The 26786-nt window shown below is 73.2% G+C and carries 26 protein-coding genes, 1 tRNA gene and 1 riboswitch; of the genes, 19 read left to right on the top strand and 8 right to left on the bottom strand.

Annotation, left to right across the window (positions count from 1 at the left end; genetic code table 11):
• The first annotated feature begins 76 nt into the window (after nucleotides 1-76).
• From serA to ACI78T_RS03540, 3 genes are all read left to right on the top strand, one after another.
• Entirely contained in the window at nucleotides 77-1282 is a 1206-nt protein-coding gene (serA, locus tag ACI78T_RS03550; protein WP_456556691.1) for a phosphoglycerate dehydrogenase, read from the top strand.
• 4 nt (nucleotides 1283-1286) lie between these two features.
• The gene (locus ACI78T_RS03545) at nucleotides 1287-1871 is read left to right on the top strand and encodes a hypothetical protein (RefSeq protein ID WP_456556690.1); all 585 of its coding nucleotides are present in this window, start codon (nucleotides 1287-1289) and stop codon (nucleotides 1869-1871) included.
• A 148-nt stretch (nucleotides 1872-2019) separates the two neighbouring features.
• The gene (locus ACI78T_RS03540; RefSeq protein ID WP_456556689.1) at nucleotides 2020-3489 is read left to right on the top strand and encodes a glutamine synthetase beta-grasp domain-containing protein; all 1470 of its coding nucleotides are present in this window, start codon (nucleotides 2020-2022) and stop codon (nucleotides 3487-3489) included.
• Between the two features lie 64 nt (nucleotides 3490-3553).
• Here ACI78T_RS03540 and ACI78T_RS03535 read toward each other — a convergent pair.
• Nucleotides 3554-3638: transfer RNA gene (locus ACI78T_RS03535), tRNA-Leu, on the bottom strand.
• 55 nt (nucleotides 3639-3693) lie between these two features.
• Nucleotides 3694-4725 (bottom strand): GGDEF domain-containing protein, encoded by a 1032-nt coding sequence (locus ACI78T_RS03530; RefSeq protein WP_456556954.1) that lies wholly within the window; start codon nucleotides 4723-4725, stop codon nucleotides 3694-3696.
• Nucleotides 4726-4818: 93 nt separating this feature from the next.
• On the opposite strand from ACI78T_RS03530, the gene ACI78T_RS03525 reads away from it, so the two are divergent.
• From ACI78T_RS03525 to ACI78T_RS03510, 4 genes are all read left to right on the top strand, one after another.
• A complete protein-coding gene (locus ACI78T_RS03525; protein WP_456556688.1) occupies nucleotides 4819-6147 on the top strand; it encodes a M20/M25/M40 family metallo-hydrolase in 1329 nt (442 codons plus the stop codon).
• A gap of 7 nt (nucleotides 6148-6154) precedes the next feature.
• Nucleotides 6155-6958 (top strand): SDR family oxidoreductase, encoded by an 804-nt coding sequence (locus ACI78T_RS03520; RefSeq protein ID WP_456556687.1) that lies wholly within the window; start codon nucleotides 6155-6157, stop codon nucleotides 6956-6958.
• 174 nt (nucleotides 6959-7132) lie between these two features.
• Nucleotides 7133-8044, top strand: coding sequence for an NADPH:quinone oxidoreductase family protein (locus ACI78T_RS03515; RefSeq protein ID WP_456556686.1), 912 nt, complete (start codon nucleotides 7133-7135; stop codon nucleotides 8042-8044).
• Between the two features lie 13 nt (nucleotides 8045-8057).
• On the top strand, nucleotides 8058-8864 hold the full coding sequence (locus tag ACI78T_RS03510) for a pentapeptide repeat-containing protein (protein WP_456556685.1): 807 nt from the start codon (nucleotides 8058-8060) through the stop codon (nucleotides 8862-8864).
• Here ACI78T_RS03510 and ACI78T_RS03505 read toward each other — a convergent pair.
• Nucleotides 8861-9064 carry a DUF5703 family protein gene (locus tag ACI78T_RS03505; RefSeq protein ID WP_116451757.1) on the bottom strand — a complete coding sequence of 68 codons (204 nt, stop codon included), beginning with the start codon at nucleotides 9062-9064 and terminating at the stop codon, nucleotides 8861-8863. The genes ACI78T_RS03510 and ACI78T_RS03505 overlap by 4 nt on opposite strands.
• 133 nt (nucleotides 9065-9197) lie before the next feature.
• Here ACI78T_RS03505 and ACI78T_RS03500 point away from each other — a divergent pair, with 133 nt between their 5' ends.
• The 3 genes from ACI78T_RS03500 (at nucleotide 9198) to ACI78T_RS03490 (ending at nucleotide 10982) form a co-directional block, all read left to right on the top strand.
• Nucleotides 9198-9470 carry a hypothetical protein gene (locus ACI78T_RS03500; RefSeq protein WP_456556684.1) on the top strand — a complete coding sequence of 91 codons (273 nt, stop codon included), beginning with the start codon at nucleotides 9198-9200 and terminating at the stop codon, nucleotides 9468-9470.
• Nucleotides 9471-9530: 60 nt separating this feature from the next.
• Entirely contained in the window at nucleotides 9531-10334 is an 804-nt protein-coding gene (locus ACI78T_RS03495) for a DUF2470 domain-containing protein (protein WP_456556683.1), read from the top strand.
• Between the two features lie 72 nt (nucleotides 10335-10406).
• Entirely contained in the window at nucleotides 10407-10982 is a 576-nt protein-coding gene (locus tag ACI78T_RS03490) for a dihydrofolate reductase family protein (RefSeq protein ID WP_456556682.1), read from the top strand.
• Between the two features lie 6 nt (nucleotides 10983-10988).
• Here ACI78T_RS03490 and ACI78T_RS03485 read toward each other — a convergent pair whose 3' ends face one another.
• On the bottom strand, nucleotides 10989-12938 hold the full coding sequence (locus ACI78T_RS03485) for an AAA family ATPase (RefSeq protein ID WP_456556681.1): 1950 nt from the start codon (nucleotides 12936-12938) through the stop codon (nucleotides 10989-10991).
• Entirely contained in the window at nucleotides 12935-13915 is a 981-nt protein-coding gene (locus ACI78T_RS03480; RefSeq protein WP_456556680.1) for an aldo/keto reductase, read from the bottom strand. The genes ACI78T_RS03485 and ACI78T_RS03480 overlap by 4 nt, the downstream gene beginning before the upstream one ends.
• 159 nt (nucleotides 13916-14074) lie before the next feature.
• On the opposite strand from ACI78T_RS03480, the gene ACI78T_RS03475 reads away from it, so the two are divergent.
• The 6 genes from ACI78T_RS03475 to ACI78T_RS03450 all read left to right on the top strand — a co-directional run bounded on the left by ACI78T_RS03475 (nucleotide 14075) and on the right by ACI78T_RS03450 (nucleotide 17897).
• Nucleotides 14075-14905 (top strand): undecaprenyl-diphosphate phosphatase, encoded by an 831-nt coding sequence (locus tag ACI78T_RS03475; RefSeq protein WP_456556679.1) that lies wholly within the window; start codon nucleotides 14075-14077, stop codon nucleotides 14903-14905.
• Nucleotides 14906-14915: 10 nt separating this feature from the next.
• A complete protein-coding gene (locus tag ACI78T_RS03470; protein ID WP_456556678.1) occupies nucleotides 14916-15614 on the top strand; it encodes a histidine phosphatase family protein in 699 nt (232 codons plus the stop codon).
• Nucleotides 15615-15664: 50 nt separating this feature from the next.
• Complete coding sequence (locus ACI78T_RS03465) at nucleotides 15665-16216, top strand: DUF3090 family protein (RefSeq protein WP_456556677.1); 552 nt, start codon at nucleotides 15665-15667, stop codon at nucleotides 16214-16216.
• Between the two features lie 13 nt (nucleotides 16217-16229).
• Nucleotides 16230-16979 (top strand): SCO1664 family protein, encoded by a 750-nt coding sequence (locus tag ACI78T_RS03460; RefSeq protein WP_456556676.1) that lies wholly within the window; start codon nucleotides 16230-16232, stop codon nucleotides 16977-16979.
• A gap of 91 nt (nucleotides 16980-17070) precedes the next feature.
• Nucleotides 17071-17457, top strand: a complete 387-nt coding sequence (locus ACI78T_RS03455; RefSeq protein WP_456556675.1) for a VOC family protein — start codon at nucleotides 17071-17073, stop codon at nucleotides 17455-17457.
• Complete coding sequence (locus ACI78T_RS03450) at nucleotides 17454-17897, top strand: SRPBCC domain-containing protein (RefSeq protein WP_456556674.1); 444 nt, start codon at nucleotides 17454-17456, stop codon at nucleotides 17895-17897. Before ACI78T_RS03455 ends, ACI78T_RS03450 begins: the two co-directional genes overlap by 4 nt.
• A 7-nt stretch (nucleotides 17898-17904) precedes the next feature.
• On the opposite strand, the gene ACI78T_RS03445 is transcribed toward ACI78T_RS03450, so the two are convergent.
• Nucleotides 17905-18471, bottom strand: a complete 567-nt coding sequence (locus tag ACI78T_RS03445) for a putative glycolipid-binding domain-containing protein (protein WP_456556673.1) — start codon at nucleotides 18469-18471, stop codon at nucleotides 17905-17907.
• Complete coding sequence (locus ACI78T_RS03440; RefSeq protein ID WP_456556672.1) at nucleotides 18468-19184, bottom strand: maleylpyruvate isomerase family mycothiol-dependent enzyme; 717 nt, start codon at nucleotides 19182-19184, stop codon at nucleotides 18468-18470. The genes ACI78T_RS03445 and ACI78T_RS03440 overlap by 4 nt, the downstream gene beginning before the upstream one ends.
• 109 nt (nucleotides 19185-19293) lie before the next feature.
• Here ACI78T_RS03440 and mshC point away from each other — a divergent pair, with 109 nt between their 5' ends.
• Nucleotides 19294-20547: a cysteine--1-D-myo-inosityl 2-amino-2-deoxy-alpha-D-glucopyranoside ligase gene (mshC, locus tag ACI78T_RS03435; protein ID WP_456556671.1), complete on the top strand. Its 1254-nt coding sequence runs from the start codon at nucleotides 19294-19296 to the stop codon at nucleotides 20545-20547.
• On the top strand, nucleotides 20544-21584 hold the full coding sequence (locus ACI78T_RS03430) for an HD domain-containing protein (protein WP_456556670.1): 1041 nt from the start codon (nucleotides 20544-20546) through the stop codon (nucleotides 21582-21584). The genes mshC and ACI78T_RS03430 overlap by 4 nt, the downstream gene beginning before the upstream one ends.
• Nucleotides 21585-21664: 80 nt before the next feature.
• On the opposite strand, the gene ACI78T_RS03425 is transcribed toward ACI78T_RS03430, so the two are convergent.
• On the bottom strand, nucleotides 21665-22528 hold the full coding sequence (locus ACI78T_RS03425) for a PAC2 family protein (protein ID WP_456556669.1): 864 nt from the start codon (nucleotides 22526-22528) through the stop codon (nucleotides 21665-21667).
• A 193-nt stretch (nucleotides 22529-22721) separates the two neighbouring features.
• Between ACI78T_RS03425 and metH the strand changes: the two genes are divergently transcribed.
• Nucleotides 22722-26516, top strand: a complete 3795-nt coding sequence (gene metH, locus ACI78T_RS03420; protein ID WP_456556668.1) for a methionine synthase — start codon at nucleotides 22722-22724, stop codon at nucleotides 26514-26516.
• Nucleotides 26517-26630: 114 nt separating this feature from the next.
• A riboswitch (cyclic di-AMP (ydaO/yuaA leader) is annotated at nucleotides 26631-26781 on the top strand.
• The last annotated feature ends 5 nt before the right edge of the window (nucleotides 26782-26786 follow it).

Here is a 26786-nt window from a genome sequence, read left to right as displayed (position 1 = left end):
GCACGTCGACTTCCGCATCCGCCACAGTTGTGGGGCCACGGCCGACCGTGGTCCGGTGTGCGCGAAGGAGACGGACATGCCCCGAGCCCTGCTGCTCGAGAACATCGACCCGGTGGCGGAGGAGCTGCTGTCGACCGCCGGATACGAGGTGGAGTCGCTCCGGGGAGCGCTGGACGAGGACGACCTGATCGCGGCGCTGGACGGCGTCCACCTGCTGGGCATCCGGTCCAAGACGCAGGTGACGGCGGCCGTGCTGCGCGACCGCCCGGAGCTCGCCGCGGTCGGCGCCTTCTGCATCGGCACCAACCAGATCGACCTGGCCTCGGCGGCCGCGTGCGGGGTGGCGGTGTTCAACGCGCCCTACTCCAACACCCGCAGCGTCGTCGAGCTGGCGATCGCCGAGATCATCTCCCTGGCCCGGCGGCTGATCGACCGGGACCGGGCGCTGCACGACGGGATCTGGGACAAGTCGGCCAGCGGCAGCCACGAGATCCGGGGGCGGACGCTGGGCATCGTCGGCTACGGCAACATCGGCAGCCAGCTCTCCGTCCTGGCCGAGGCCCTGGGCATGCGGGTGCTCTTCTACGACCTGGAGGACAAGCTCGCGCTCGGCAACGCCGAGGCCTGCGGCAGCCTGGACGAGCTGCTGGAGCGGGCCGAGACGGTGTCGCTGCACGTGGACGGGCGCGCCGGCAACGCCGGGCTGTTCGGTGCCGAGCAGTTCGCCAGGATGCGGCCGCGCAGCCTCTTCCTCAACCTCTCCCGCGGGTTCGTCGTCGACCACGAGGCGCTGCGGGAGAACGTGCTCAGCGGGCACATCGCGGGCGCGGCGGTCGACGTGTTCCCCGACGAGCCCAAGGAGCAGGGCGACGAATTCGCCTCCGTCCTGCGCGGGCTGCCCAACGTCATCCTGACGCCGCACGTGGGCGGGTCGACCAAGGAGGCGCAGTACGACATCGGGCGGTTCGTCGCCGGCAAGCTGGCCGACTACGCCCGAGCCGGGACGACGACGCTCAGCGTCAACCTGCCGCCGGTGGCGCTCTACGGCTCGTCGGCGGCCCGGTTCGCGCTGCTGCACCGCAACGTCCCCGGCGTCCTCGCCAGCGTCGACGCGCTGATCGGCGAGCACGGCCTCAACGTCGACGCCCAGGTGCTGGCCACCCGCGGCGAGCACGGTTACGTCGTGACCGACGTGAACGGGGAGCTGTCCCCGGACCTCCGGGCAGCGCTCCGGGCCCACCCGGAGACCATCCGCCTGACCACGTTCCCGAACGGGGCCTGACCCGGTGCCCGGGAGCGGGCGGGATCGCGGGAACGAGCCGGAGCTGCCGCCCGAGGACGGCACCGACTCGGCAGGGGCCGCGCCACAGCAGGACCGGCTGGGCGACGCCCGGGACGAGGCTGCCTGGCGACGGGACGAGGCGGCCGGCCTGCGCGAGGACGCCGCTCGCCGTCGGGACGAAGCGGCCGCCGAGCGGGACCGGCGGGCAGTCGACCGAGTGGTCGCCGCCGGCCGACGGAGGGCGGCGGAGGAGCAGGGTGAAGCTGACGAGCGTCCCTGGCACGCGTGGGCCGGTACCGGGGGAGGGAACCCGCTGGCTGACGAGGAGCAGGCCGTCATCGACGAGGAGGTGGAGGCGACCCGTCAGGAACAGGCCGCCGTCGTCCGAGCGCGGGCCGACCTCGACCGAGCCGCCGAGGACGCCGACCGCGAGGCGGCGCGGCAGGACAGAACTGCGGCCCGGCGGGACCGCGAGGACGCCGCCGCCGATCGGGACGCGGCCGCGCAGGACCGGGCCGCGGCCGCTGCGGACCGGGAGCAGGACGAGATCGACCGGCAGTCCAGGTGGGCCGACGGTGGTCACGGCTGACCCGACGTGAACGGAGAGCTGTCCCCGACCTCCGGGCGGCGCTGCGGGCGCTCCCGGAGGCCATCCGACTGACGACGTTCCCGCCCGCTGCCTGACGCCGGGCCCGGCTCCACGGGACCGCGGGCGCCCGGCGCTGGTAGAACGGGACATGCCCATCGACGCGTTCGAGCCGCACCCGATCGTCCGCGTCCTCGGGAAGGCCGCGAGCGACTTCACCGCCGACGACCTCGTCCGGGCGGTCGAGTCGCTGGGGCTCGGGCAGGTGAACCTGCGCTACGTCGGCGGCGACGGGCGGCTGAAGACGCTGGCCTTCCCCGTGGACTCGCGCGGCCACCTCACCGAGGTGCTGGTCCGCGGGGAGCGCGTCGACGGGTCGAGCGTCTTCCCCGGCACGGACACCGGAGCCAGCGATGTGTACGTCGTGCCGAGGCACCGGACGGCCTTCGTCAACCCCTTCGGCGAGCGGCCCTCGCTCGACGTCCTCTGCTCCTTCTACGACGAGGCGGGGACGCCGCTTCCCCACGCTCGCGAGCAGGTCGTGCGGAAGGCTGCCGAGGTGCTCGAGCAGGAGACGGGCATGACGCTCGAGGCCTTCGGCGAGCTGGAGTACTACCTCGTCGACGAGCCCGACCGGATCTACCCCGTCGAGTCGGAGCGGGGCTACCAGGAGTCGGGCCCCTTCTCGAAGGGGGAACGGATCCGGGAGCAGGTGCTGGGGCACCTGACCGCCATGGGGGTGCCGGTCAAGTACACCCACGGCGAGGTCGGCAACGTCCTGGAGGACGACCGGCAGCTGGTGCAGCACGAGATCGAGCTGCAGCCCGCGCCGGTGGAGCAGGCGGCGGACCACCTCGTCCTGGCGAAGTGGGTGGTGCGCGAGGTCGCCTCCGCCCACGGCCTGGAGGCGACCTTCGCCCCGGCGGTGAGCAGCGAGGGCGCGGGGAACGGCCTGCACATCCACAGCCGGCTGGTGCGCGACGGTGCCAACGCCATCGTCGGCGGGGAGGGGATCGACGACACCGGTCGACGGCTGATCGCCGGCTACCTCTCGGCGGCCAGGGCGCTCACCGCGTTCGGCAACACGGTCCCGGCGTCCTACCTCCGCCTCGCCGACGGGGACGAGTCGCCCGGGGAGATCTCCTGGGGCGAGAAGGACCGCACCGGTCTGGTCCGGGTGCCGCTGGCCTGGAACGGGGACGTGCTGCCCCGGATGGTCGCCCACGCCAACCCCGGGACGGCCGGGCCCGTGCCCGAGCCGGCGATCCACCCGCAGACCGTCGAGCTGCGGGTCGGTGACGGATCGGCCGACGTGCACCTGCTGCTGGCCGGCATGGCGGTCGCCGCGAGGCGCGGGCTGCAGGATCCTGAGGCCCTCGAGCTGGCCGCCCGGCTCAGCACCGCCGACCACGACGACTTCGAGCAGCTGCCGACCTCGTGCGCCGAGTCGGCGGACGCGCTCGAGGCGCAGCGCGAGGTCTTCGAGGCCGACGACGTCTTCCCGCCCGCCCTGGTCGACGCCGTGCTCGCAGGGCTGCGCGAGGCCGACGACTCGGCACCCGCCGGGAAGGGGGAGGCGGCGCGCGACGAGCTCATCCGCAGGCACTGGCACGTCGGCTGAGATCTCGGCCCCGGATGCAGAACGCCCCGGGCTCCTGTCGTGCAGGAACACCGGGGCTGTGCTGTGTCCGAGGGGGGACTTGAACCCCCACGCCCGATAAAGGGCACTAGCACCTCAAGCTAGCGCGTCTGCCATTCCGCCACCCGGACGAGTGCCTGACCAGACTACCGGAGCCCTTCCGCCGGTCGAAGCACCCCCCGGCGCTCAGGCCGTGGCGACCGACACCCGGCCCCGGCCGGCCCGCTTCGCCTCGTACAGCGCGGCGTCGGCGGCGGTGTAGAGCCCGCGGCGGTCGCTGGAGTGCTGCGGCACGTGGGCGACGCCGACGCTGATCGACAGCGCGAGCAGCGTCCCGTCGGCCAGCGTCATCGGCGTGGAGCTGACCGCCTCGAGCAGGTCCTGGGCTCGGTAGACCGCCACCGTGCGGGCGCAGCCCGGCATGAGCACGGCGAGCTCGTCGCCGCCGAGCCGGGACAGGACGGCGTCCTCGGCGCGGACCCGCCCCTTGAGCACGGTGGCCAGGTGCACCAGCACGTCGTCGCCGACGGGGTGCCCGTGGGTGTCGTTGATGGTCTTGAACGAGTCGACGTCGATGAGCACCAGCGCCGTCCCGCCCGGCACCGACCGGGACAGCGCCGCCTCCAGCGCGCCGTCGAACGCCCTCCGGGTGGCCAGGCCGGTCAGCGAGTCGACCGTCAGCTGCTCCTGGAGCGCGGCGACCAGCCGCTCCTGGGTGGCGTTGGCGCGGACCAGCATCCCGGCCATGACGACGAGCACCGCGCCGAAGAAGATCGCGTCCGTGGCCGCCGCGGCCGGCGGCAGGAGGAGGAACAGGGTCGCGGAGTCGGCGGACACCGCGAAGGACGTCACCAGGGCCACGCCGGGGGCGCGCAGGTGGGAGGCGGCCCAGAACACCGGGAAGGCGAAGAACGCCTGGGCGGCCGCCGAGGTGTCCTGGGTGAGCCAGTTCAGCGCGCAGATGAGGACGACGCTGCCGAGCGCGACGAACCCGTTGACGCCCAGCCGGTCGAGCCGCTCCGGTGCGACGACGGTGCACGCCACGGCGGCGGCGAGCAGGCCGAGGACACCGAGCCAGTGGACGGCGAGGGTGCCGAAGTCGGCGCCGGACTGCTGGAAGATGGTGAGGCCGGAGACGACCGCGGCGCAGACGAGGAGGATCAGCCGGCAGCTGGTCGCGGCCGACTGCGGGTCGCGCGCCCGCAGCACCTGTCCCATCCTCACCGGACAGGTATCGGTGACACCTTGCAGACGGTCAAGTGCCGAATCACCCTTCGGGGGGATGACGGCCGACGGTGGCACGATCAGCCCATGGCCGAGCCCACCCCCCAGCCCCTCGCCGCAGCCCAGGACGAGGTCGCCGAACTGCTGTCCGATCTCATCCGGATCGACACGACGAACACCGGCGACACCGCGACGAGCGCGGGGGAGCGGTCGGCCGCCGAGTGGGTGGCCTGCAAGCTGGCCGACGTCGGCATCGAGTCGGAGATCCACGAGTCCGAGCGCGGCCGGGCCAGCCTGGTGGCGCGCATCCCCGGCGCCGACCGCAGCCGCCCGGCGCTGCTGGTCCACGGGCACCTCGACGTCGTTCCCGCCGACCCGGACGAGTGGAGCGTGCACCCGTTCTCCGGCGAGGAGCGCGACGGCTACATCTGGGGCCGCGGCGCCGTGGACATGAAAGACATGGACGCGATGGTGCTGGCGCTGGTGCGCGACTGGGCCCGTACCGGGGTCCAGCCGCCCCGCGACATCGTGCTGGCGTTCCTCGCCGACGAGGAGGCCGGCGGCAAGCTCGGCGCCCGCTGGATGGTCGACGAGCACCCCGACCTGTTCGAGGGCTGCACCGAAGCGATCAGCGAGGTGGGCGGCTTCTCCATCACCGTCCGCGACGACCTGCGCCTCTACCTCGTGCAGACCGCCGAGAAGGGCCTCGCCTGGATGCGGCTCACCGCGTCGGGCAAACCGGGGCACGGCTCGTTCGTGCACGACGACAACGCCGTCACCCGGCTCTGCCAGGCCGTCGCACGGCTCGGATCTGCCCGGCTGCCGACCGTCCTCACCCCGCCGATGCGCGAGTTCCTCGCCGCCGTCGAGGACGCCTACGGCATCGAGATCGACCCGGACGAGCCCGAGCAGGCCCTGGCCCGGCTGGGCAGCATCAGCCGGATGATCGGGGCCGCGCTGCGGAACACCGCCAACCCGACGATGGTCGACGCCGGCTACAAGGCCAACGTCATCCCCGGGACGGCGTCGGCGACCGTCGACGGCCGCTTCCTCTACGGCCAGCACGAGGAGTTCGAGCGGCAGCTCGCCTCGCTCATCGGCGAGGGCATCCAGCGCGACTGGATCGTCCACGACCAGGCGGTCGAGACGACGTTCGACGGCCCGCTGGTCGACCAGATGGTGGCCGCGCTCAAGGCCGAGGACGACGGCGCGCGGCCGGTGCCGTTCACGATGAGCGGCGGCACCGACGCCAAGAGCTTCCAGACGCTGGGCATGCGGTGCTTCGGCTTCTCGCCGCTGCGGCTGCCGCCGGAGCTGGACTTCGCGTCGCTGTTCCACGGCATCGACGAGCGGGTTCCGGTGGAGTCGCTGAAGTTCGGCATCCGGGTGCTCGACCGGTTCCTGCGCTCGGCATGATGGGGCAGTGACGACTCCCACACCCGCGCCCGGTTCTGTCGCCCTCATCACCGGGGGGACCGGCGGCTTCGGCCGCGCCCTCGCCACCAAGCTGAGGGCGCACGACGTCACCGTCGTCCTCACCGACCTGGACTCCGAGCGCAACCGCCAGGTGGCCGCCGACCTCGGCTGCCCGTTCCTGCCGCTGGACGTCACCGACCTCGCCGCCAACGAGGCCGTCGTCGCGCAGATCGAGGCCGAACACGGCCGGCTCGACGCCGCCTACCTGAACGCCGGCATCTCCGCGGCGAAGTCCGACGACGCGCTCGACCTCGACGAGTTCATGAAGGTCGTGAACATCGACCTCTTCGGCGTCGTCTACGGCGCCCAGGCCGCCCGGCCGGCGATCAAGCGGGCCGGGGGAGGGGCGATCGTCGTGACCGCGTCCCTGGCCGGGCTCTCGCCGATGGCCGGCGACCCCGGCTACAGCGTGGCCAAGGGCGGTGCGATCGCGTTCGTCCGGTCGATGGCTCCGCGGCTGCAGCGGGACGGCATCACCATCTCGGCGATCTGCCCGGGCTTCGCCGACACCGCGATCATCGACCGCATCCGCGACCAGTTCACGGCCGCGAACTTCCCGGTGCTGTCGGCCGAGGAGGTCGCCGACGCGATGGTCATGGCCTGGACGTCGGCCGAGCCGGGGGCTGCGTACGTCATCCAGCCCGGCGTCGGCGTCGTGCCGTACAGGTTCAAGGGCGTGCCGTCGGCGAAGACGGAGAGCGGCGAGACCGCCGTCGTCCCGGAGGCGCTGCGCCCGCCGTCCATGCGCTGACGCTCGTCCTCCCTCACGATTCCGGTTCTTCCCTCGTGGTCGACCACGAGGGAAGGCCCGTGATGATCAGGGACCCTGATCACGGGACCCGGTGACGGCGGTCACGGGGCGTCTGGCACTGTCGGGGCCATGCGTGCATGGCGGGTACACGAACTCGGCGACCCCTCCAAGGTCATGAGCCTCGACGAGGTCGACCAGCCCACCCCGGGCGAGGGCCAGGTGCTGGTGAAGGTGCGGGCGGCCGCGCTGAACTTCCCCGACGTCCTCATGGCGATGGGCATGTACCAGGAGAAGCCGCCGCTGCCCTACACGCCGGGCGTGGAGCTGTGCGGCGAGATCGTCGAGACCGGACAGCGGGTCATCGGCTCGCCGTCCGGCGGTCCCGGGGCCTTCGCCGAGTACGCGCTCATGGACGCCGCCGGCGCCTTCCCGGTGCCCGACGAGATGTCCGACGAGAAGGCCGCCTCCCTCTACCTGACCTACCAGACCGGCTACGTCGGTCTCCACCGCCGCGCGGGCATCAAGGCCGGCGACTGGGTGCTCGTGCACGCCGGTGCCGGCGGTGTCGGGACGGCGGCGATCCAGCTGGCCAAGGCCGCGGGCGCGAAGGTGATCGCCACGGCCGGTGGCACGCGCAAGACCGAGGTGTGCACCCAGCTGGGCGCCGACCACGTCGTCGACTACACGACCGAGGACTTCGTGCCGGTCGTCAAGGAGGTCACCGGCGGGCACGGGGCCGACATCGTCTACGACCCGGTCGGCGGCGACGTCTTCGACAAGAGCACCAAGTGCATCGCGTTCGAGGGGCGGCTGGTCGTCGTCGGCTTCACCAGCGGCCGGATGCCCGAGGCCCGCGCGAACCACCTGCTGGTGAAGAACTACAGCGTCGTCGGCCTGCACTGGGGCCTGTACCGCAAGCACGAGCCGGCGATCTTCGGCCAGGTCCACGACGAGCTGGTGAAGCTCGTCAAGTCAGGCGACGTCGACCCGCTGGTCGGGTCGGTGCACCCCCTGGAGGAGGCGCCGCAGGCCCTGCTGAAGCTCGCGTCGCGCGAGACCGTGGGCAAGGTCGTCCTCGTCCCGTAACTACCGTGGGGCCGTGACGGAGCTGCGGCTGATCGACGAGCGGGCGCACCTGCGGGCGGACTGCTCGCGGTGCGCCGGCCTGTGCTGCGTCGCGCCGGCGTTCGCCGCCTCCGCCGACTTCGCGATCGACAAGCCGGCCGGGGTGGCCTGCCCGAACCTGCGCGAGGACTTCCGCTGCGGCATCCACGCTCAGCTGCGCGAGCGCGGCTTCCCGGGGTGCACGGTGTTCGACTGCTTCGGCGCCGGTCAGCGGATCACCCAGGAGACGTTCGACGGCCGCAGCTGGCGCGAGGCACCCGAGCTGGCCGCGGCGCAGTTCGCCGTCCTGGGCGTGGTGCGGCAGCTGCACGAGGCCCTCTGGTACCTCGCCGAGGCCCGGTCCCTGACCGGCGCGCGGGAGGTCGGTGAGCTCGAGGAGCTGACCGAGCGCCTGGCGGCCGGGACGGCGGACGAGCTGGCCGCCCTCGACGTCGCGGCCCACCGGGCGCGGGTGGGGGAGCTGCTCGCCTCGGTCAGCGAGGCGGTCCGCGGGCCCGGAGGGCCGGACCGGCGCGGGGCCGACCTGATGGGACGCGACCTCCGCCGGGCGCGGCTGCGGGACGCCGGCCTGCGCGGCGCCTACCTGATCGGGGCCGACCTGCGCGGCATCGACCTGGGGCGGGCGGACCTGCTGGGCGCCGACCTGCGGGCCGCCGACCTGCGCGGTGCCGACCTGAGCGGGGTCCTCTTCCTCACCCAGCCGCAGGTGACCGCGGCGCGCGGCGACATGTCGACACGGCTACCTGTCGCCGTGTCGGCTCCGCCGCACTGGCTCGGCTAGATGACCGGCAGCGGCAGGTAGGACAGGCGGGCACGTCGGCGCAGGATGACCTTGCGCGTGCCGTCGGGGTGGAGCTGGAGCCGGGCGAGCTCCCAGCCGCCGGTGTCGGCCTGGAGGCTCAGCATGGTCGCCGCTGCGGACCGGGACGTGCCCGGAGGGATCCGCAGCGGCGCGTACTGGTAATCGCCGGCCGCCTCCATCGCCTGCGATTGTGCACGCACCAGGCCGGGACGTCACGCGATCGTGGCCCGGCTGACATCTCCGGTCTGCCCCGGCCGGTCACGTCGGTCAGGATGGGAGCGACCCGTCAGCGCACGACCGGAGGAGGACGACGTGACCGGACCTGGCATCCCGAACGAGGTGCCCGACGCCGACCGCGCGGAGCAGGAGGCCCTCCTGGACCCGCCGGCGGTGACCTCGGCCGGCGACGCCACCGGCCCGGGCGAGGGTGTCCCGGAGGCCGATGCGCTGGAGCAGCAGCTGTCGGCCCGTCCCGGCGAGGCGGGCAACCCCCTGCGGCCGGTGGGGGACCGGGAGGCGAACGAGGCCGACGTCCTCGAGCAGGAGGCCGACGTGCCCGTCGACGAGGACGACGTCCTTAGCTGAGGACTTCCGTGCCCTCCTCCGGTTTGGTTAGGCTGCCCTAACCAAATGGAGGAGCGTGCCATGCCGACCTGTCCGAGCCGTCCGGCGCCGGAGCCCGAGCGTCCCGACGTCGACGCCCTGCGCCCGGGTCCCGCCGAACGCGCCCGCACCGTTGCCGGCCGGGCCGGCGCCAGCGTCTGTGCCGTCGGCGTCGAGGGCACCCGGGTGCTGGCCCACGCGGTCACCGAGGGGGACCAGGTGCTCGTCGCCGTCCCGTCCGACGGCGACCTGGCCCGCGCGGTGGCCTCCGCACCGGGCTCGGACCTGTCGGCCCTGGTGATGGTCACCGACCACGCGCCCGTGCCCCTGCGCCGGCCGGTTCGCGCACAGCTGTGGCTGTCGGGGTGGCTCACGCCCGTCCCGTCGCGCGACGAGCGGGCCGCCGTGCTGGCCTTCGCCGACGTCCGCCCCAGCGAGGTGCTCCTCGACGTCGGCCGGACGGTCACCCTGTTCCGCCTCGACCTGGCCGAGGTGGTGCTCGGTGAGGGCGGGGCCGCGGTCGACGTGAGCCCCCTGGAGTTCCTGGCCGCCCGGCCGGACCCGCTGTCAGCGGTGGAGGCCGAGCACCTGGCCCACCTGGACGGCGACCACCCCGAGTTCCTCGCCCTGCTCGGGGGCCTGCTGCCGCCCGGCTCCCTCGGCCCGGACGACGAGTTGCGCCCGCTCGGGCTCGACAGGTTCGGGTTCCGGCTGCGCGTGGAGCGACCCGCCGGCCACCAGGACGTGCGGATCCCGTTCGGCCGGCCCGTGAGCTGCGCCGGCGAGCTGGCACCGGCCATCGGCCGCCTGACCTGCACCGCGCGCAGCCGCCTGCTGCGCGGATGACAGCGGCACGATGAGTCCCGCGGTCGCCACCGGTCTCCTCCGGTGACGCAACCGCACCCCAGGGGAGGACGCATGACCGCCGTCTACACCTTCGACGTCTTCGCGACCCTCGACGGCTTCGGCTCCTACGGGGAGGACGGCGACTGGGGCGGCTTCTGGGGCAAGCAGGGGCCCGAGTTCCTCGACCGCCGCCTCGCGCAGTACCAGCAGGAGCAGCGCCTGGTCCTGGGCGCGAACACGTTCCGGGAGTTCCTGCACTTCCTCGGCTGGGTCGACGAGGCCGACGACCCGCTGAACGCCCGGATGAAGAACCTCCCGACGACAGTGGTGTCGACGACCCTCGAGGGCCCCTTGGACTGGCCGGACGCCACGCTCGTGCGCGGCGACGCGGTCGAGGTCGTCGCCGCGCTCAAGGAGGAGTCCGACCTGCCGCTGCGCTCGCACGGCAGCCTGTCGATGAACCGGGCGCTGATGGCCGCGGGGCTGGTGGACCTCGTCCAGCTGACGGTCTTCCCGGTGATCACCGGGCGCACCGGGACCGATCCGGTCTTCCGGGGCGCGGCCGACTTCGACCTCGACCTCATCTCCAGCCGGACGCTCGACGGCCGCATCCAGGAGCTCGTCTACCGGCCGACCCTGCACGGCTGACGGGGATCAGCCGGTCAGGTCCCCGAGGTCGCCCAGCAGCGTGGCCAGCCGGGTGCGCCGGGGCCGGACGTCGACCTCGCGCACGGCGCGGGCCAGCGCGGCACCGCTCGCGTGCACGATCGACAGGTGGCTCTGCGCGCGGGTGAGCGCGGTGTAGACCAGCGGCCGCGACAGCATCCCCCCTGCCTCGGGCGGCAGGACGACGACCACACCCGGCCACTCCGACCCCTGGGCGCGGTGCACGGTGATCGCCCAGCCGTGCCGGAGGTCGGGCAGCGCGTCGCCGGTGACGGTCACCGGCCCGGAGGAGAAGTCGACGGTCAGCGACCCCTCGCCGGTGCCGGTCACCACGCCCACCTCGCCGTTCGCGAAGCCGATCGGCTCCAGGTCCAGGTGGTTGGCGGTGGCCACGACGCGGTCGCCGGCGTCGAAGCCGAACACGGTGCCCTCGCCCGGGTTGAGCTGCGCCTTGAGCGCCTTGTTGAGCTCGATCGTGCCGGCCGGCCCGCGGTGCACCGGCGTCACCACCTGCACCGACGTCGCCGGGATCCCGAGCGCCCGCGGGATCGAGTCGGTGACCAGCTGGACCACCCGCCGCGCGGCCTCGGCGCTGCCGGTCGCCGGGACCACGACGACCTCGCGGTCGGGGGAGTCGACCGGCGGCAGCTCGCCACCGCGGACCGCCGTCGCCAGCCGGGCGATCGCGCCACCCTCGGCCTGCCGGTACAGCGTGGTCAGCTCGGTCACCGGCACCGCGCCGGAGTCGATGATGTCGCCCAGCACGTGGCCGGGGCCGATCGAGGGCAGCTGCGCCGGGTCGCCGACCAGCAGCAGGTGCGTGCCGTCGGGGCAGGCCTCCAGCAGCGCCGCGGTCAGCTCGACGTCGAGCATCGACGCCTCGTCGACGACGACGACCTCGGCGTCCAGCGGCCACTCCTCGTTGCGGGCGAACCCGCCGGTCATGCCCTGCGCGCCGAGCAGCCGGTGCACCGTCGTCGCCGGGTGGTCGGTGAGCTCCTCCAGCCGCTTCGCGGCCCGGCCGGTCGGCGCGGCGAGCGCGATCTCCGTGCCCTTGCCCCGCAGGAGCTGCACCACGGCCGCGACCGTGCGGCTCTTGCCGGTGCCCGGACCGCCGGTGAGCAGGCTGACGCCGGAGCCGAGCACCTGGGCGACGGCCGCCGTCTGCGCCTTGTCCAGGCCCTTCGAGACCTTGCGGACCGACAGCGGATCCGCGATGAGCTCGGCGGACGCGGCCAGCCGGGCGATGCCCTCCGCGACCGCCTCCTCCGCCATCCCGTAGCGGGCGAGCGACAGCGACCGGAGGGATGCGTCGGGCTCCGCTTCCGGGTCGTCCGGCTCCGGCGGCTCGTGCTCCAGCACGTCGCCGGACTCCACGGCCGCCACGATCGCTGCGGCCGGGTCCGCGATGCCCTCCGCCTGCAGCGCGGCGACCACCAGGTCTGCCGGGAGCACGGTGTGCCCGTCGCGGGTCGCCGTCCGCAGCGTCAGGCCGACGATCGCCCGGCCCCGCCGGCTGTCCTGCCGGTCGGCGCCCTTGAGGATCGCGATCGCCAGCCGGTCGGCGTCCCCGAGCGTGACGCCGGAGAGGCTCAGCAGCGCCCAGGGGTCGTCGCGCAGCCGGCGGGCGGCGTCGGGACCGAGCGCGTCGGCGACGCCCGACGCCAGCTTGGCCTGCAGCCCGGCCCCGACCAGCAGCTCGACGACCTCGTAGGTCGGCTGCGCGGACAGGAAGCTGGAGAACAGCCGCTCGGCGCGCTGCCGGCCGACGCGCGGCAGCTTCACCAGCCGGTCGGCGGTGACGTCGTCCGGAGCGGTGATGCCGGCCGCGGGGAGCTCCGCCGCCGTCCGCCGGCCCAGCCCCGGCCACAGCCCGGCGGCGCAGAAGGCGGCGAAGACCGGATCGCCGCCGGCCGCCGGCGTCGCCGCCGCCGTCATGCCTCGGACCGGCGTTCGGGGTAGCTGAACGTCGGCGCGGAGACGTCCTCGAGCGCGGTGCGGATCGCGGCCGGGAGGCGGACCTTCTCGGCGTCCAGGCTGGCCTGCAGCTGCTGAGCGGTGCGCGCCCCGACGATGGGGGCGACGACGCCCGGCCGGTCGCGCACCCAGGCCAGAGCGACGGCCAGGGGAGTGGTGCCCAGGCCCTCAGCCGCGGTGATGACGGCCTCGACGATCCGGTCGGCCTTGGCCGAGCGCAGCCCGTCGATGAAGCCCTGCCACTGCGGGGAGGCGCCGCGCGACTCCGACGGCGTGCTGTGCCGGTACTTGCCGGTGAGCAGGCCCCGGCCCAGCGGTGACCACGGGAGGACGCCCAGGCCCATCGCCTCGGCGGCGGGCACGACCTCGCGCTCGACGCCGCGCTGCAGCAGGGAGTACTCGACCTGGGTGCTCACGATCGGCGTGCGCCCGGGCCAGGCGCGCTGCCAGGTGGCCGCCTGCGCGGTCTGCCAGCCGGTGAAGTTGCTGATGCCGACGTACCGGGCGCGGCCCGAGCTGACGGCGAGGTCGCAGGCGGCGAGGGTCTCCTCGAGCGGCGTCGTCTCGTCCCAGGCGTGCAGCTGCCACAGGTCGACGTGGTCGAGGCCGAGGCGCTCCAGCGAGGCGTCGAGGGCGGCCAGCAGGTGCCCGCGCGAGGCGCCGCGGCCCATCGGGCCGGGCGCGGTCCGGCCGACGGCCTTGGTCGCGACGAGGACGTCGGAGCGGGGGACGACGTCGGCCAGCAGGTGACCCAGGGTGCGCTCGCTCTCGCCGTCGCAGTAGACGTCGGCGGTGTCGATGAGCGTGCCGCCGGCGTCGACGAAGGCCGTGAGCTGCATGGCGGCCTCGTCCTCGTCGGTGTCCCGGCCCCACGTCATCGTGCCCAGCGCCAGCCGGGACACGACCAGACCACTGCGTCCCAGCGTGCGTTGCTCCACGACCGGCCAACCTACCGGCGGACACCGACCGGCACCGGGGAGCACCCGGGTGCCCGGAGCGGCGCGCCGGGCGTCCGGGCGGTGCCGCCTAGGGTGAGCGGTCGTGCCCGCCCGACCCGCGTCCCGACCTGTCCGCTCCGACCGGGCGGGAACCCGCTGATGGGCTGGCTCGAGGCCGTCGTCCTGGGCGTCGTCCAGGGGCTGACCGAGTTCCTGCCGATCTCCTCCAGCGCCCACCTGCGCCTCGTCGGGGAGCTGTTCGGCTGGGAGGACGCGGGTGCCGCCTTCACCGCGATCATCCAGATCGGCACCGAGGCCGCCGTCCTGCTCTACTTCCGCAAGGACATCTGGCGGATCGTCGTCGCCTGGGTCGGCTCGCTGGCCGGCCGCCGCAAGGGTGATCCCGACGCCCGCATGGGGTGGCTGATCATCGTCGGCAGCATCCCGATCGTCGTCCTCGGCCTGCTGTTCCAGGACGACATCGAGACGACGCTGCGCGACCTGCGGATCGTCGCGATCTGCCTCGTCGCGTTCTCGCTGATCCTGTTCTGGGCCGACCGGGTCGGGTCCAAGAAGCGGGAGCTGGCCGACCTCACCGTCCCGCACGGCATCGGGTTCGGGTTCGCCCAGGCGATGGCGCTGATCCCGGGGGTGTCCCGCTCCGGCGGCACGATCACCGCCGGCCTGTTCCTCGGGTACTCGCGGGCGGCGGCGGCCCGCTACTCGTTCCTGCTCGCGATCCCCGCCGTCCTGGGGTCGGGGCTCTTCCAGGCGTACGAGGCGCTCACCGGCGACGTCGAGGGCCAGGGGGTGGACTGGGGGCCGACGATCCTCGCCACCGTCATCGGCTTCGGTGTGGGCCTGACCGTGATCGCCTGGCTGCTGCGCTATCTGGACCGCGGCAGCTTCCTGCCGTTCGTGGTCTACCGCATCGTGCTGGGCCTGGTCGTCCTCGCGCTGGTCGGCGCCGGGGTGCTCAGCCCCACATAGGCTCTCGCCCGTGACCACGGTGATCCTGCTCCGCCACGGGCGGACGACGGCCAACACCGGCGGCGTCCTCGCCGGCTGGACGCCGGGCGTGCAGCTCGACGAGACCGGCGCGGCCCAGGTCGCGGCCGTGGGGGAGCGGCTGGCGAAGGTGCCCCTGGCCGCCGTCGTCAGCAGCCCGCTGGACCGGTGCCTGCAGACCGCCGCCGCGATCGCGGCCGGACGGGATCTCGAGGTGCGGAAGGACGACCGGCTGGGGGAGGCCCGCTACGGCGACTGGACCGGCCGGGCCATCAAGGAGCTGGCCAAGGAGCCGCTCTGGAAGGTCGTCCAGCAGCACCCGTCCGCGGCGGTGTTCCCCGGCGCCGAGGGGGAGGGGCTGGCCCAGACCCAGGCCCGCGCGGTGGCCGCCGTCCGGTCCTGGAACGCGCAGCTCGGCCCGGCCGCCGTCTGGCTGGCCTGCAGCCACGGCGACGTGATCAAGGCGGTCCTGGCCGACGCCCTGGGCCTGCACCTGGACCAGTTCCAGCGGATCGTCGTCGACCCCGCCTCGATCTCGGTGGTCACCTACACCGAGACCCGCCCCTTCGTGGTGCGGGTGAACGACACCGGCGGCGACGTGTCGGCGCTCATACCGCCGCCGCGCCGGCGCCGGCGGGCCACGCGGTCCTCCGACGCCGTGGTGGGCGGGGGAGCGGGCACGACCGTCTGACCTCGGCGTCGTCGGAGCCGGACGTCGGCCCCTCCGCGTAACCTGGGCGCGTGCCCCGTCAGGTCCATCTCTTCGAACGTCCGACCCGATTCGTCGCAGGCACCGTGGGCCAGCCCGGGGACCGCACCTTCTACCTCCAGGCCTCCGACGAGACCGGCCGCACGGTCAGCGTCGCGCTGGAGAAGACGCAGGTGCAGGTCCTCGCCGACCGCATGAACGAGCTGCTCGACGAGGTGGCCGGGCGGGCGAACACGATCATCCCGGCGGAGGCGGAGCCCGACGACCTCGAGCCGCTGACCGCGCCGGTCGACGAGGAGTTCCGCGTCGCCGCGATGGGGCTGGCCTGGGACGGCTCCGCCGAGGCCGTCGTCGTCGAGGCGGTCGCCGCGGGCGACGAGCCCATCGACGAGGAGGCGATCCTCTCCGACAGCGAGGACGGCCCCGACGCGCTGCGGGTGACGATCACGCCGATGGCGGCCCGTGCCTTCGTGGCGCGGGCCCGCCGCGTGGTGGCCGCCGGCCGCCCGCCGTGCCCGCTGTGCTCCCTGCCGCTGGACCCGGCCGGGCACGTGTGCCCCCGGCAGAACGGCTACCGCCGCTGACCGGCGGCTCCCCATGAGCGAGCAACCGGTCGAGCCGGACCTGCGCCCACCGGCCGACGACGGTGAGGCGCTGCAGCTGCTGCGCGAGGGCGTCATCGACCTCGAGGGCCGCATGCTGGACGCCTCCAACGTGACGCTGGTCGGCTCCATCCGCTGCGGGGACCTCGCCGCCGAGTGCGTCTACAAGCCCGTGGCGGGGGAGCGCCCGCTGTGGGACTTCCCGGACGGCACCCTCGCCGGCCGGGAGATCTCGGCGTTCCTGGTGTCCGAGGCGACCGGCTGGCGCGTGGTGCCGCCCACGGTGCTGCGCGACGGCCCATTCGGCCCCGGCATGGTCCAGCTCTGGATGGACGGCGACGAGACGGTCGACCTGGCCGCGTTCGTCCGCCGGGACGACCCCGCGCTGCGGCGGATGGCGGTCTTCGACGCGGTGGTGAACAACGCCGACCGCAAGGGCGGGCACATCATCCCGATGCCCGACGGCCACGTGTACGGCGTCGACCACGGCATCTGCTTCTCCGTGGACCCGAAGCTGCGCACCCTGCTGTGGCGGTGGGCGAACAAGCGGCTGACCGAGGAGGCCGTGGAGGTCCTGGAGCGGCTGGGCGACGAGCTGCGCGACGACCTCGGCGAGCAGCTGCACGAGCACCTGACCCGCGGCGAGGTGCGGGCGACGCAGCGGCGGGTCGCCGAGCTGCTGCGCACCGGCCGCCACCCCGAGCCGAGCGGCGAGTGGCCCGCCCTGCCCTGGCCCCCCTTCTGAGCACGACGAGATCTGCACACTCGCCCCCATCAGCGTCCTGATGCGGGCGAGTGTGCAGATCTCGTCGGTGCCGTGGTCCAGGATCACCGCCATGCCGCACCGCTCGCGTCTCTCGATCCTGCTGCTCGACCTGCCGCCGGAGCACCACGTCGCCGGCACCGACTTCTGGGCCGGCGCCACCGGTCGCAGCGCGGAGCCCGACCACACCGACGAGAAGTGGGCCTCCCTCGGCTCCTTCGCCGACGGCTGGCACGTCGAGATCCAGCGGACCGGCGAGGGGACGCCGCCGCGCTGGCACGTCGACATCGAGACCGACGACATCCCGGTCGAGGTCGCCCGGCTGGAGGCGCTCGGGGCCACCCGGCACCGCGACATGGGCTCCTTCTGGCAGATGCTCGACCCGGCCGGGCTGGTGTTCTGCGTCGTCGGCATCCAGACGGGGGAGGCGTTCGAGAAGCACGCGGTCACCTGGCCGTGAGCACCACCCGCGTCACCACCCTGCTCCAGGCGCCCCGAGCGGCGGTGTACCGGGCGCTCACCGACCCCGAGCAGCTGGGCCGCTGGCGGTTCCCCGACGGCATGACCAGCGTCGTGGAGCCGCAGGAGGACGGGAGCTTCCGGGTCACGCTGACCTACGTGTCGCCGGACGCGCACGGCAAGACGACCGCGCACGCGGACGTCTACCGCGCCCGCTTCACCCGGCTCGTGCCGGACGAGCTCGTCGTGGAGGTCGACGAGTTCGAGACCGCCGACCCGGTGATGAGCGGGGAGATGACCCTGACCATGACGCTGACCGACCGGGACGGGGGCACCGAGCTCGAGGCCGTCCACGAGGGCGTGCCGGACGGCGTCGACCCGTCGGTGAACGAGCTCGGTTGGCGGATGGCCCTGCACCGGCTGGCCGCGCTCCTCTCCTGACCGGCGCTCAGGCGAAGCGGCGCGCGATGCCGGGGTAGTCGACCACCAGCCCCGCGGCGTCGTACTCGAGCACCGCCCGGAAGGCGCCGCCCTCGGACGTGTAGTCGAACGTCAGCGCCCCCCGCCGGCGGTAGGTCTGGTCGAGGCGGGTCACCGACACGTCGAGGGCGCGCACGTACACCGCCGGCGCCGCGGTCAGCTCGCCGTCCGCGAGGGAGAGCCGGTGCACCGGCAGCGTGTTGGTGCACGCCGACGCCTCGAGGTCGACGTCCACCAGGCCGTCCAGGTGCGGCGCCGGCACGCCGTCGACCGTCCACCGACCGTCGCCGTCCGACAGCAGGACCGTGGACCGCCGGCCGCTCACGGTCTCGGAGCTGACGTGGACCTCGCGCGTGCGCCACCCCTCGTCGAGGGCGATGTCGTAGGAGACGGCGTAGGGGAGCCCGTCCTCGACGGCCGTCGTGTGCCCGCGCAGCCTGCGGGGCGAGGGGTAGACCACCTCGAAGCCGTCGACGGCGTCGTCGAACCGCCAGGCGGCGAAGTCCGGCAGCGGGGCGTACCCCGGCGCGGTCACTCGAGCGTCACGAGGTCGATCATCGCGGCGGCCTGGAGACCGTCGCCGTCCACCGTGAGCACCTCCATCGGGACGCGGCGCCAGAGGGCCAGGAGCAGGTCGCCCGCGGTGCCGGTCAGCGCCGCGATCGGGAACGGGCGGGTGCCCGGGAACAGCGTGCGTTCCGCGTCGGCGTCGACGGCGTGCAGGACGACGGGGTGCGCGTTCGCGGGCGGCCCGTCGGGGAGCGCGCCCGGGACCATGACCTCCAGCCACTCGTCGATCCCGTCGAGGCCGACGTCGGTGGGGATCGGGCGGACGTCGCCGAGGACCTGCTCGACGTCGACCGTGTGCACGGTCGCCTCCTGCGCCTGGCGGCGCAGCACGAACCCGACGTCCTGCCGGGCCGCCCACGTCCACACCCGCTCGTGCGGGTCCGCGCCCGCCAGCACGGTCTCCAGCTCCGCGTTGCGGGCGGTGAGCCAGCCCAGCAGCTCGTCGTCCGGACGGCGAGCCGGCTCGACGTAGGCCGAAGGGTCGGGCGCGCGCGTCCGCACCACCCACGCCCAGAAATGCTGCACCTCGGACAGGTGCCAGACGAGGTCGCTCAGCCGCCAGCCCGGGCACCCGGGGACGTGCGCCTGCCAGCCGTGTGCCAGCACCGCCTCGGCGGCGGCGTCGGCGAACCGCGCGTTCGCCTTCTCCAGCACCGGCAGGTACTCGTCGAGCTCCATCGGTTCCCCCCTCGTCCGCGCCTGCCCCGGACGCTAGGCGAGGACGGCCGCGATCGGGAGCCCGCGTGCGCGGCGCAAGATCGTCGGCACCCCGAACTAGTCTCGTGCCGTGCTCTCCTGGCCCGCTCCGCTGCTGCCGACCCTGCCCGGGACCGGGCCCGTGCTGAAGGTCCACGACACCTCCCGCGGCGAGGTCGTGGCGACCAGCCCCGGCCCGACGGCCCGGATGTACGTCTGCGGCATCACGCCCTACGACGCCACGCACCTCGGCCACGCCGCCACCTACCTGGCGTTCGACCTGGTCAACCGGGTGTGGCGGGACGCCGGCCACGCCGTGCACTACGTCCAGAACGTCACCGACATCGACGACCCGCTGCTCGAGCGCGCCGACCGCGACGGTGAGGACTGGGTCGTCCTCGGCATGCGGGAGACGGCGCTGTTCCGCGAGGACATGGCCGCGCTGCGCGTGCTGCCGCCGGAGGACTACGTCGGCGCCGTCGAGTCGATCCCGCGGATCGTCGCCCACATCGAGGACCTGCTGGCCGACGACCTCGCCTACGTCCTCGACGACGGCACCGGCGACGTCTACCACGACGTCTCGCAGGCGCCCGGCTTCGGCTCCGAGTCCCGCTACGACGAGGCGACCATGCTGGGCTTCTTCGCCGAGCGGGGGGGAGACCCCGACCGCCCGGGCAAGCGGCAGCCGCTCGACCCGATGCTGTGGCGCGGCCAGCGGCCGGGCGAGCCGTCGTGGCCGGGCCCTCGCGGCACGGCCGGGCGGCCGGGCTGGCACATCGAGTGCGCCACGATCGCCCTCGACACCATCGGCATGGGCTTCGACGTGCAGGGCGGTGGCAGCGACCTGGTCTTCCCGCACCACGAGTACTCCGCCGTGCACGCCGAGGCGCTGACGGCCACCAAGCCCTTCGCGCGGGCCTACGTGCACGCGGCGATGATCGGCCTCGACGGCGAGAAGATGAGCAAGAGCCGGGGCAACCTGGTCTTCGTCTCCAAGCTGCGCGGCGAGGGCGTCGACCCGATGGCGATCCGCCTCGCGCTGCTGTCGGGCCACTACCGCACCGACCGCGCCTGGACGCCGGACCTGCTCCGCACCGCCGAGGAGCGCCTCGCCACCTGGCGCCGGGCGGTCGCGCTGGACGCCGGCGCGCCCGCCGCGCCGCTGCTGACGAGCATGCGCGAGCGGCTAGCCGACGACCTCGACAGCCCGGGGGCCATCGCGCTGGTCGACGCGTGGGCCGCGGAGACCCTGGCCGGCGGTGCCGATCTCGAGGAGGAGTCGCCGCGGATCGTCTGCGACGCGGTCGACGCCCTGCTCGGCGTGGCGCTGGGCGACTGCGGATGACGGCGCCCTTCCGGTTCACCGACCGGGCGGCGCGGGAGGCCGCGGAGGAGGACCTGGCGCCGGCGGCGACCCGTGCGGCGGCCAGCCGCGGCCGGGCCCGTCCCGAACCGGAGGACCCGCTGCGGACCGCCTTCGAGCGCGACCGCGACCGGATCCTGCACGCCAAGGCGTTCCGGCGGCTCAAGCACAAGACCCAGGTCTTCCTCAACCCGGACGGCGACCACTTCGTCACCCGGCTCACCCACACGCTCCAGGTGACCCAGGTGGCCCGGTCGCTGGCCCGGGCGCTCGCGCTGAACGAGACGCTGGCCGAGGCGATCGCGCTGGCGCACGACGTCGGCCACTCGCCGTTCGGCCACCTCGGCGAGGACGCGCTGGAGCCCTACGTCGAGGGTGGCTGGCACCACGCCGCCCAGGGTGTGCGCATCGTCGAGGTGCTCGAGCACCTCAACCTCACGTGGGAGGTCCGTGACGGCGTCCGGTCGCACAGCTGGAAGATCGACCCGCCGCCGTCGACCCGCGAGGGGGAGTGCGTCCGCTACGCCGACCGGATCGGCTACCTGTCCCACGACGCGCTCGACGCCATTCGCGCCGGCGTGATCCGGCCCGACGACCTGCCCGCCCGCGCCCGCCAGGTTTTCGGCGAACCGGGCAGCGAGATGGTCGGCACGATGATCGACGCCGTCGTCGAGGGCTCGCTGTCGCCGGAGAACACCGCCGGGGTCGTCGTCATGTCCCCGGGGCCGCTGGAGGCCATGCACGAGCTGCGGGCGTTCATGTTCGAGCGCGTCTACGCCTCGGAGACCGCGGCCGGGAAGAAGCACGTGGCGATCGACGTCATCCGCCGGCTCGTCGACCACCACCTGGCCCACCCCGAGCTGATCCCGGAGTCGTACCGCGACAGCGAGGCCGACGCGATCACGCAGGTCGTCGACTACGTGTCAGGCATGACCGACCGGTTCGCCCTGGCCATGCACGACCGGCTGTTCGACGCCGACGCGACGTCCCGCATGACCCCGCTGCTGCGCGCGGAGTAGCCGCCGGGTGTCGGCTTGTGGTCGTCATGCGGGCTCGTTTGACGACGACAACCCGACACTCGCCGGCAGAAGGCCGAAGGTCAGCCGCCGGAGGTCCCGCGGCGGCGCAGGTAGCGCTCGAACTCCTTGGCGATCGTGTCGCCGTTGGCCTGGGACATGTCGAGCTCGGTCGCCCGCTCCTCGAGCGAGCGCACGTACTCGACGACCTCGTCGTCCTCGTTGGCCATCTCGTCGACCGTCTTCACCCAGTCGTCGGCCTGCTGCGGGAGAGCGCCCAGCGGCACGGTCAGCTCGAGGACCTCCTCGACGCGCTGGAGCAGCGCCACGGTGGCCCGCGGCGACGGCGGCTGGGAGACGTAGTGCGGCACGGCGGCCCAGAAGCTGATCGCCGGGATCCCCGCCTGGACGCAGGCGTCCTGGAAGACGCCCAGGATCCCGGTCGGGCCCTCGTACCGGGACGTCTCCAGGCCGTAGGCGCGGGCGGACTCCGCGTCGTACGCCGAGCCGGTCACCGGCGTCGGCCGGGTGTGCGGGGTGTCGGCGAGCAGGGCGCCCAGCGCGACGACGATCGAGACGTCGAGCTCGCGCAGGATCGAGATCAGCTCGTCGCAGAAGCCGCGCCAGCGCATGTTCGGCTCGATGCCGCGGATGAGGACGACGTCGCGCTCGCTGCCCGGGGGCCGCGCCACGGAGATGCGGGTCGTCGGCCACTCGATGCGGCGGCTCACCCCGCCGATCAGCGAGACCGTCGGCCGGTTGACCTGGAAGTCGTAGTAGTCCTCGGGGTCGAGCGCGGCCAGCGGCTTGGCGTCCCAGATCAGCTCGAGGTGCTCGACCGCCCCCGTCGCGGCGTCCCCGGCGTCGTTCCAGCCCTCGAAGGCAACGACCACCAGAGGGTCGGTGAGCTGAGGCAGGTCGTCCGGGGTGGACTGAGGATCGATCACCCCTGCGAGCCTACGTCGATCCGCCGGTCCCGCCCGGAGTTCGACCCGTCCGCGTGATGTCTCCGCCGCCCGAGGGGCCAGGAATGAGAGGATGGCGGGCGACATCGGGAGCGCCCAAGCCTGGGTAAGCCCGCCGGGGTGCCGGAGCCACGTAGCCCGCACACCCACTGCAGAGCGCCACTGGGGATTGCCTGTGTCCGAGTCACCCACCCTCCGCCCGGATGCCACCGCCGAGCTGACCGCCCTGCTCGAGGAGCGGATCCTCGTGCTCGACGGCGCGATGGGCACCGCCATCCAGCGGAACCGGCCCGACGAGGCCGGGTACCGCGGCGAGCGCTTCGCCGACTGGCCGACCGACGTCCAGGGCAACAACGACCTGCTCAGCGTCACCGCCCCGGAGATCATCGCCGCCATCCACCGCGAGTACCTCGACGCCGGCGCCGACCTGATCGAGACGAACACCTTCAACGCCAACCGGATCTCCCTGTCCGACTACGGCATGGAGGAGCTGGCCTACGAGCTCAACGTGGCCTCCGCCCGCCTCGCCCGGGCCGAGTGCGACGCCCGCAGCACGGCGGACAAGCCGCGCTACGTCGTCGGCGCGATCGGCCCGACCAGCCGGACGGCGTCCATCTCGCCCGACGTGAACGACCCGGGTGCCCGCAACGTCAGCTTCGACGAGCTGGTGACCGCCTACCTGGAGCAGGCGAACGGGCTCGTCGACGGCGGATCGGACGTGCTGCTGGTCGAGACGATCTTCGACACCCTGAACGCCAAGGCGGCGATCTTCGCCCTGGAGACGCTCTTCGAGGAGCGCGGCCGCCGCTGGCCGGTGATGATCTCCGGCACGATCACCGACGCCTCGGGCCGGACGCTGTCCGGGCAGACCACCGAGGCGTTCTGGCACTCGGTGCGGCACGCGCACCCGCTGCTGGTCGGCCTCAACTGCGCGCTGGGCGCCAAGGAGATGCGGCCCTACCTGGCCGAGCTGTCCCGCGTCGCCGACACGTTCGTCTCCTGCTACCCGAACGCCGGCCTCCCCAACGCCTTCGGCGAGTACGACGAGTCGCCCGAGGAGACGGCCGGGATCCTGGCCGAGTTCGCCGGGAGCGGCTTCGTCAACCTCGTCGGCGGGTGCTGCGGCACCACGCCCGCGCACATCGCGCGCATCGCCGAGGTGGTCGAGGGCGGCAAGCCCCGCGTCCCCGTCCAGGCGGCCCCGGCGCTGCGCCTCTCCGGCCTGGAGCCGGTGACGGTCACCGAGGACAGCCTGTTCGTCAACGTCGGCGAGCGCACGAACATCACCGGGTCGGCCCGCTTCCGCAACCTCATCAAGGCCGGCGACTACCCGGCGGCGCTGGCGGTGGCCCGCCAGCAGGTCGAGGCCGGCGCGCAGGTCATCGACGTCAACATGGACGAGGGGATGATCGACGGCGTCGCCGCGATGGACCGCTTCACCAGGCTGATCGCGAGCGAGCCCGACATCAGCCGCGTGCCCACGATGATCGACTCGTCCAAGTGGGACGTGATCGAGGCCGGCCTGAAGAACGTCCAGGGCAAGGCGATCGTCAACTCGATCTCGCTGAAGAACGGCGAGGAGGAGTTCGTCGAGCACGCCCGGCTGTGCCGCAAGTACGGCGCGGCGGTCGTCGTCATGGCGTTCGACGAGGACGGCCAGGGCGACACCCTCGAGCGGCGGACGCAGATCTGCCGGCGGGCCTACGACATCCTGATCGAGGAGGTGGGCTTCCCCGCCGAGGACATCATCTTCGACCCGAACATCTTCGCCGTCGCCACGGGCATCGAGGAGCACGCCAACTACGGGCTGGACTTCATCGAGGCCACCCGCTGGATCAAGCAGAACCTGCCCGGCGCACTCGTCTCCGGCGGCGTCTCGAACGTCTCCTTCTCCTTCCGCGGCAACAACCCCGTGCGGGAGGCCATCCACTCGGTCTTCCTGTACCACGCGATCGCGGCCGGGCTGGACATGGCGATCGTCAACGCCGGCCAGCTCGAGGTGTACAGCGAGGTGCCCGAGCTGCTGCGCGAGCGGATCGAGGACGTGATCCTCAACCGCCGCCCGGACAGCACCGAGCGCCTGCTGGAGATCGCCGGGGACTTCGCCGGCGACGGCTCGGTCAAGGAGGTGGCCACCGAGGAGTGGCGCACCCTGCCGGTGGACGAGCGGATCACCCACGCGCTGGTGAAGGGCATCGACGCCTTCGTCGAGGACGACACCGAGGAGCTGCGCGCGCTCATCGCCGAGCGCGGGGGCCGGCCCATCGAGGTCATCGAGGGCCCGCTGATGGACGGCATGAACGTCGTCGGCGACCTGTTCGGGGCGGGGAAGATGTTCCTGCCGCAGGTCGTGAAGTCCGCGCGCGTGATGAAGAAGGCCGTCGCCTACCTGATCCCGTTCATCGAGGCGGAGAAGCAGCCCGGCGACGCCGAGCGCACCAACGGCAAGGTCGTGATGGCGACGGCGAAGGGCGACGTCCACGACATCGGCAAGAACATCGTCGGCGTCGTCCTGCAGTGCAACAACTACGACGTCGTCGACCTCGGGGTCATGGTGCCGCCGCAGAAGATCCTCGACACCGCCAAGCAGGAGGGCGCCGACATCATCGGCCTGTCCGGGCTGATCACGCCGTCGCTGGACGAGATGGTCACCCTCGCCACCGAGATGGAGCGGCAGGGCTTCGAGATCCCGCTGCTCATCGGCGGCGCCACCACCTCGCGGGCGCACACCGCGGTGAAGATCGCGCAGAAGTACCACGGGCCGGTCGTGTGGGTGAAGGACGCCTCGCGCTCGGTTCCGGTGGTGGCCGCGCTGCTGTCGGACGAGCAGCGGCCCAAGCTGCTGGCGGAGACGGCGGCCGAGTACGAGGCCCTGCGCGAGCGGCACGCCGCGCGCCAGGACACCCGGACGATGCTGCCGCTGGCCGCCGCCCGCGACGCGGCTCCGGAGCTGGACTGGAGCGGCTACTCGCCGCCGCGGCCGCGGATGCTGCTGCAGCAGGCGATGGACGTGTGCTCGGGCCCGGCCTGCGACCACCAGCAGCACGTGGCCACGCAGTTCGTCCGCACGTTCCGCGACTACCCGCTGGAGGAGCTGCGCGGCTACATCGACTGGCAGCCGTTCTTCAGCGCCTGGGAGATGCGCGGCCGGTTCCCCGACATCCTGCACAACCCCACGACCGGTGAGGCCGCGCGCCGGCTCTACGAGGACGCGCAGGCCATGCTCGACCGCATCGTCGAGGAGAGGTGGCTCACGGCGAACGGCGTCCTGGGGCTGTTCCCGGCCAACCAGGTCGACGGCGACGACATCGAGGTCTACACCGACGAGTCCCGCCGCGAGGTGCTGACGACGCTGCACCAGCTCCGCCAGCAGACCGAGGGCCGCGACGGCTCGCCGCGCAAGTCGCTGGCCGACTTCGTGGCGCCCAGGGCGACCGGGCTGCGCGACTACGTCGGGGCCTTCGCGGTGACGGCCGGCCTGGGCTCGATGGAGCGGGTCACGGCGTTCAAGAAGGACAACGACGACTACAGCGCGATCATGCTGGAGGCGCTGGCCGACCGGCTCGCCGAGGCGTTCGCCGAGCGGCTGCACGAGCGGGTCCGCAAGGAGTTCTGGGGCTACGCGCCTGACGAGACCCACGACAACGAGGCGCTGATCGCCGAGAAGTACCGCGGCATCCGCCCCGCTCCCGGCTATCCCGCCTGCCCCGAGCACACGGAGAAGCTGACGATCTGGTCGCTGCTCGACGTGGAGGCCAACGCCGGCATCGAGCTCACCGAGAGCATGGCGATGTGGCCCGGTGCCGCGGTCAGCGGGCTGTACTTCTCGCACCCGCAGTCGCGGTACTTCGTGCTGGGCCGGATCGGCCGCGACCAGGTCGAGGACTACGCGCGGCGCAAGGGCTGGACGGTCGCGGAGGCGGAGAAGTGGCTCTCGCCGAACCTCGGGTACCGCACCGAGGACGAGTGAGGGCGCGCAGTGTTGCACGCCTCACGGTTTGGCAAGTACGCCGGGCGTGTCGGCTTGCTTCGTAGTAATTTCGTTATCCGTCTGACGGGCCCCGCTCCTCGAACATGAGGACCCCGATGGACACCGCCGAACTGCGCGCGGCCGTGTGCCGTGGCAGACCGGGGACCCAAGGTTCCTCTGGGGTGAATCCTGCGCGCATGCGCAGGTAGGGCAACTTCCGGCCCGAACCCGTCAGCTAACTCGGTAGGCGGCTGAGGAAGAACGGAGAGC

It is taken from the genome of Blastococcus sp. SYSU D00922, from assembly GCF_054050495.1.
The sequence above is the reverse complement of the archived record's forward strand: the minus strand, read 5'-3'. Positions and strand labels throughout refer to the sequence as shown.

What these genes read in the sequence shown, in the direction of transcription:
- ACI78T_RS03455 (WP_456556675.1), top strand. Translation starts at nt 17,071, where the DNA reads ATGCCGCACCGCTCGCGTCTCTCGATCCTGCTGCTCGACCTGCCGCCG.
- ACI78T_RS03475 (WP_456556679.1), top strand. Translation starts at nt 14,075, where the DNA reads ATGGGCTGGCTCGAGGCCGTCGTCCTGGGCGTCGTCCAGGGGCTGACC.
- ACI78T_RS03460 (WP_456556676.1), top strand. Translation starts at nt 16,230, where the DNA reads ATGAGCGAGCAACCGGTCGAGCCGGACCTGCGCCCACCGGCCGACGAC.
- ACI78T_RS03440 (WP_456556672.1), bottom strand. Translation starts at nt 19,184, where the DNA reads ATGGAGCTCGACGAGTACCTGCCGGTGCTGGAGAAGGCGAACGCGCGG.
- ACI78T_RS03525 (WP_456556688.1), top strand. Translation starts at nt 4,819, where the DNA reads ATGGCCGAGCCCACCCCCCAGCCCCTCGCCGCAGCCCAGGACGAGGTC.
- ACI78T_RS03530 (WP_456556954.1), bottom strand. Translation starts at nt 4,725, where the DNA reads ATGGGACAGGTGCTGCGGGCGCGCGACCCGCAGTCGGCCGCGACCAGC.
- serA (WP_456556691.1), top strand. Translation starts at nt 77, where the DNA reads ATGCCCCGAGCCCTGCTGCTCGAGAACATCGACCCGGTGGCGGAGGAG.
- ACI78T_RS03540 (WP_456556689.1), top strand. Translation starts at nt 2,020, where the DNA reads ATGCCCATCGACGCGTTCGAGCCGCACCCGATCGTCCGCGTCCTCGGG.
- ACI78T_RS03505 (WP_116451757.1), bottom strand. Translation starts at nt 9,064, where the DNA reads ATGGAGGCGGCCGGCGATTACCAGTACGCGCCGCTGCGGATCCCTCCG.
- ACI78T_RS03485 (WP_456556681.1), bottom strand. Translation starts at nt 12,938, where the DNA reads ATGACGGCGGCGGCGACGCCGGCGGCCGGCGGCGATCCGGTCTTCGCC.
- ACI78T_RS03430 (WP_456556670.1), top strand. Translation starts at nt 20,544, where the DNA reads ATGACGGCGCCCTTCCGGTTCACCGACCGGGCGGCGCGGGAGGCCGCG.
- ACI78T_RS03515 (WP_456556686.1), top strand. Translation starts at nt 7,133, where the DNA reads ATGAGCCTCGACGAGGTCGACCAGCCCACCCCGGGCGAGGGCCAGGTG.
- ACI78T_RS03495 (WP_456556683.1), top strand. Translation starts at nt 9,531, where the DNA reads ATGCCGACCTGTCCGAGCCGTCCGGCGCCGGAGCCCGAGCGTCCCGAC.
- ACI78T_RS03490 (WP_456556682.1), top strand. Translation starts at nt 10,407, where the DNA reads ATGACCGCCGTCTACACCTTCGACGTCTTCGCGACCCTCGACGGCTTC.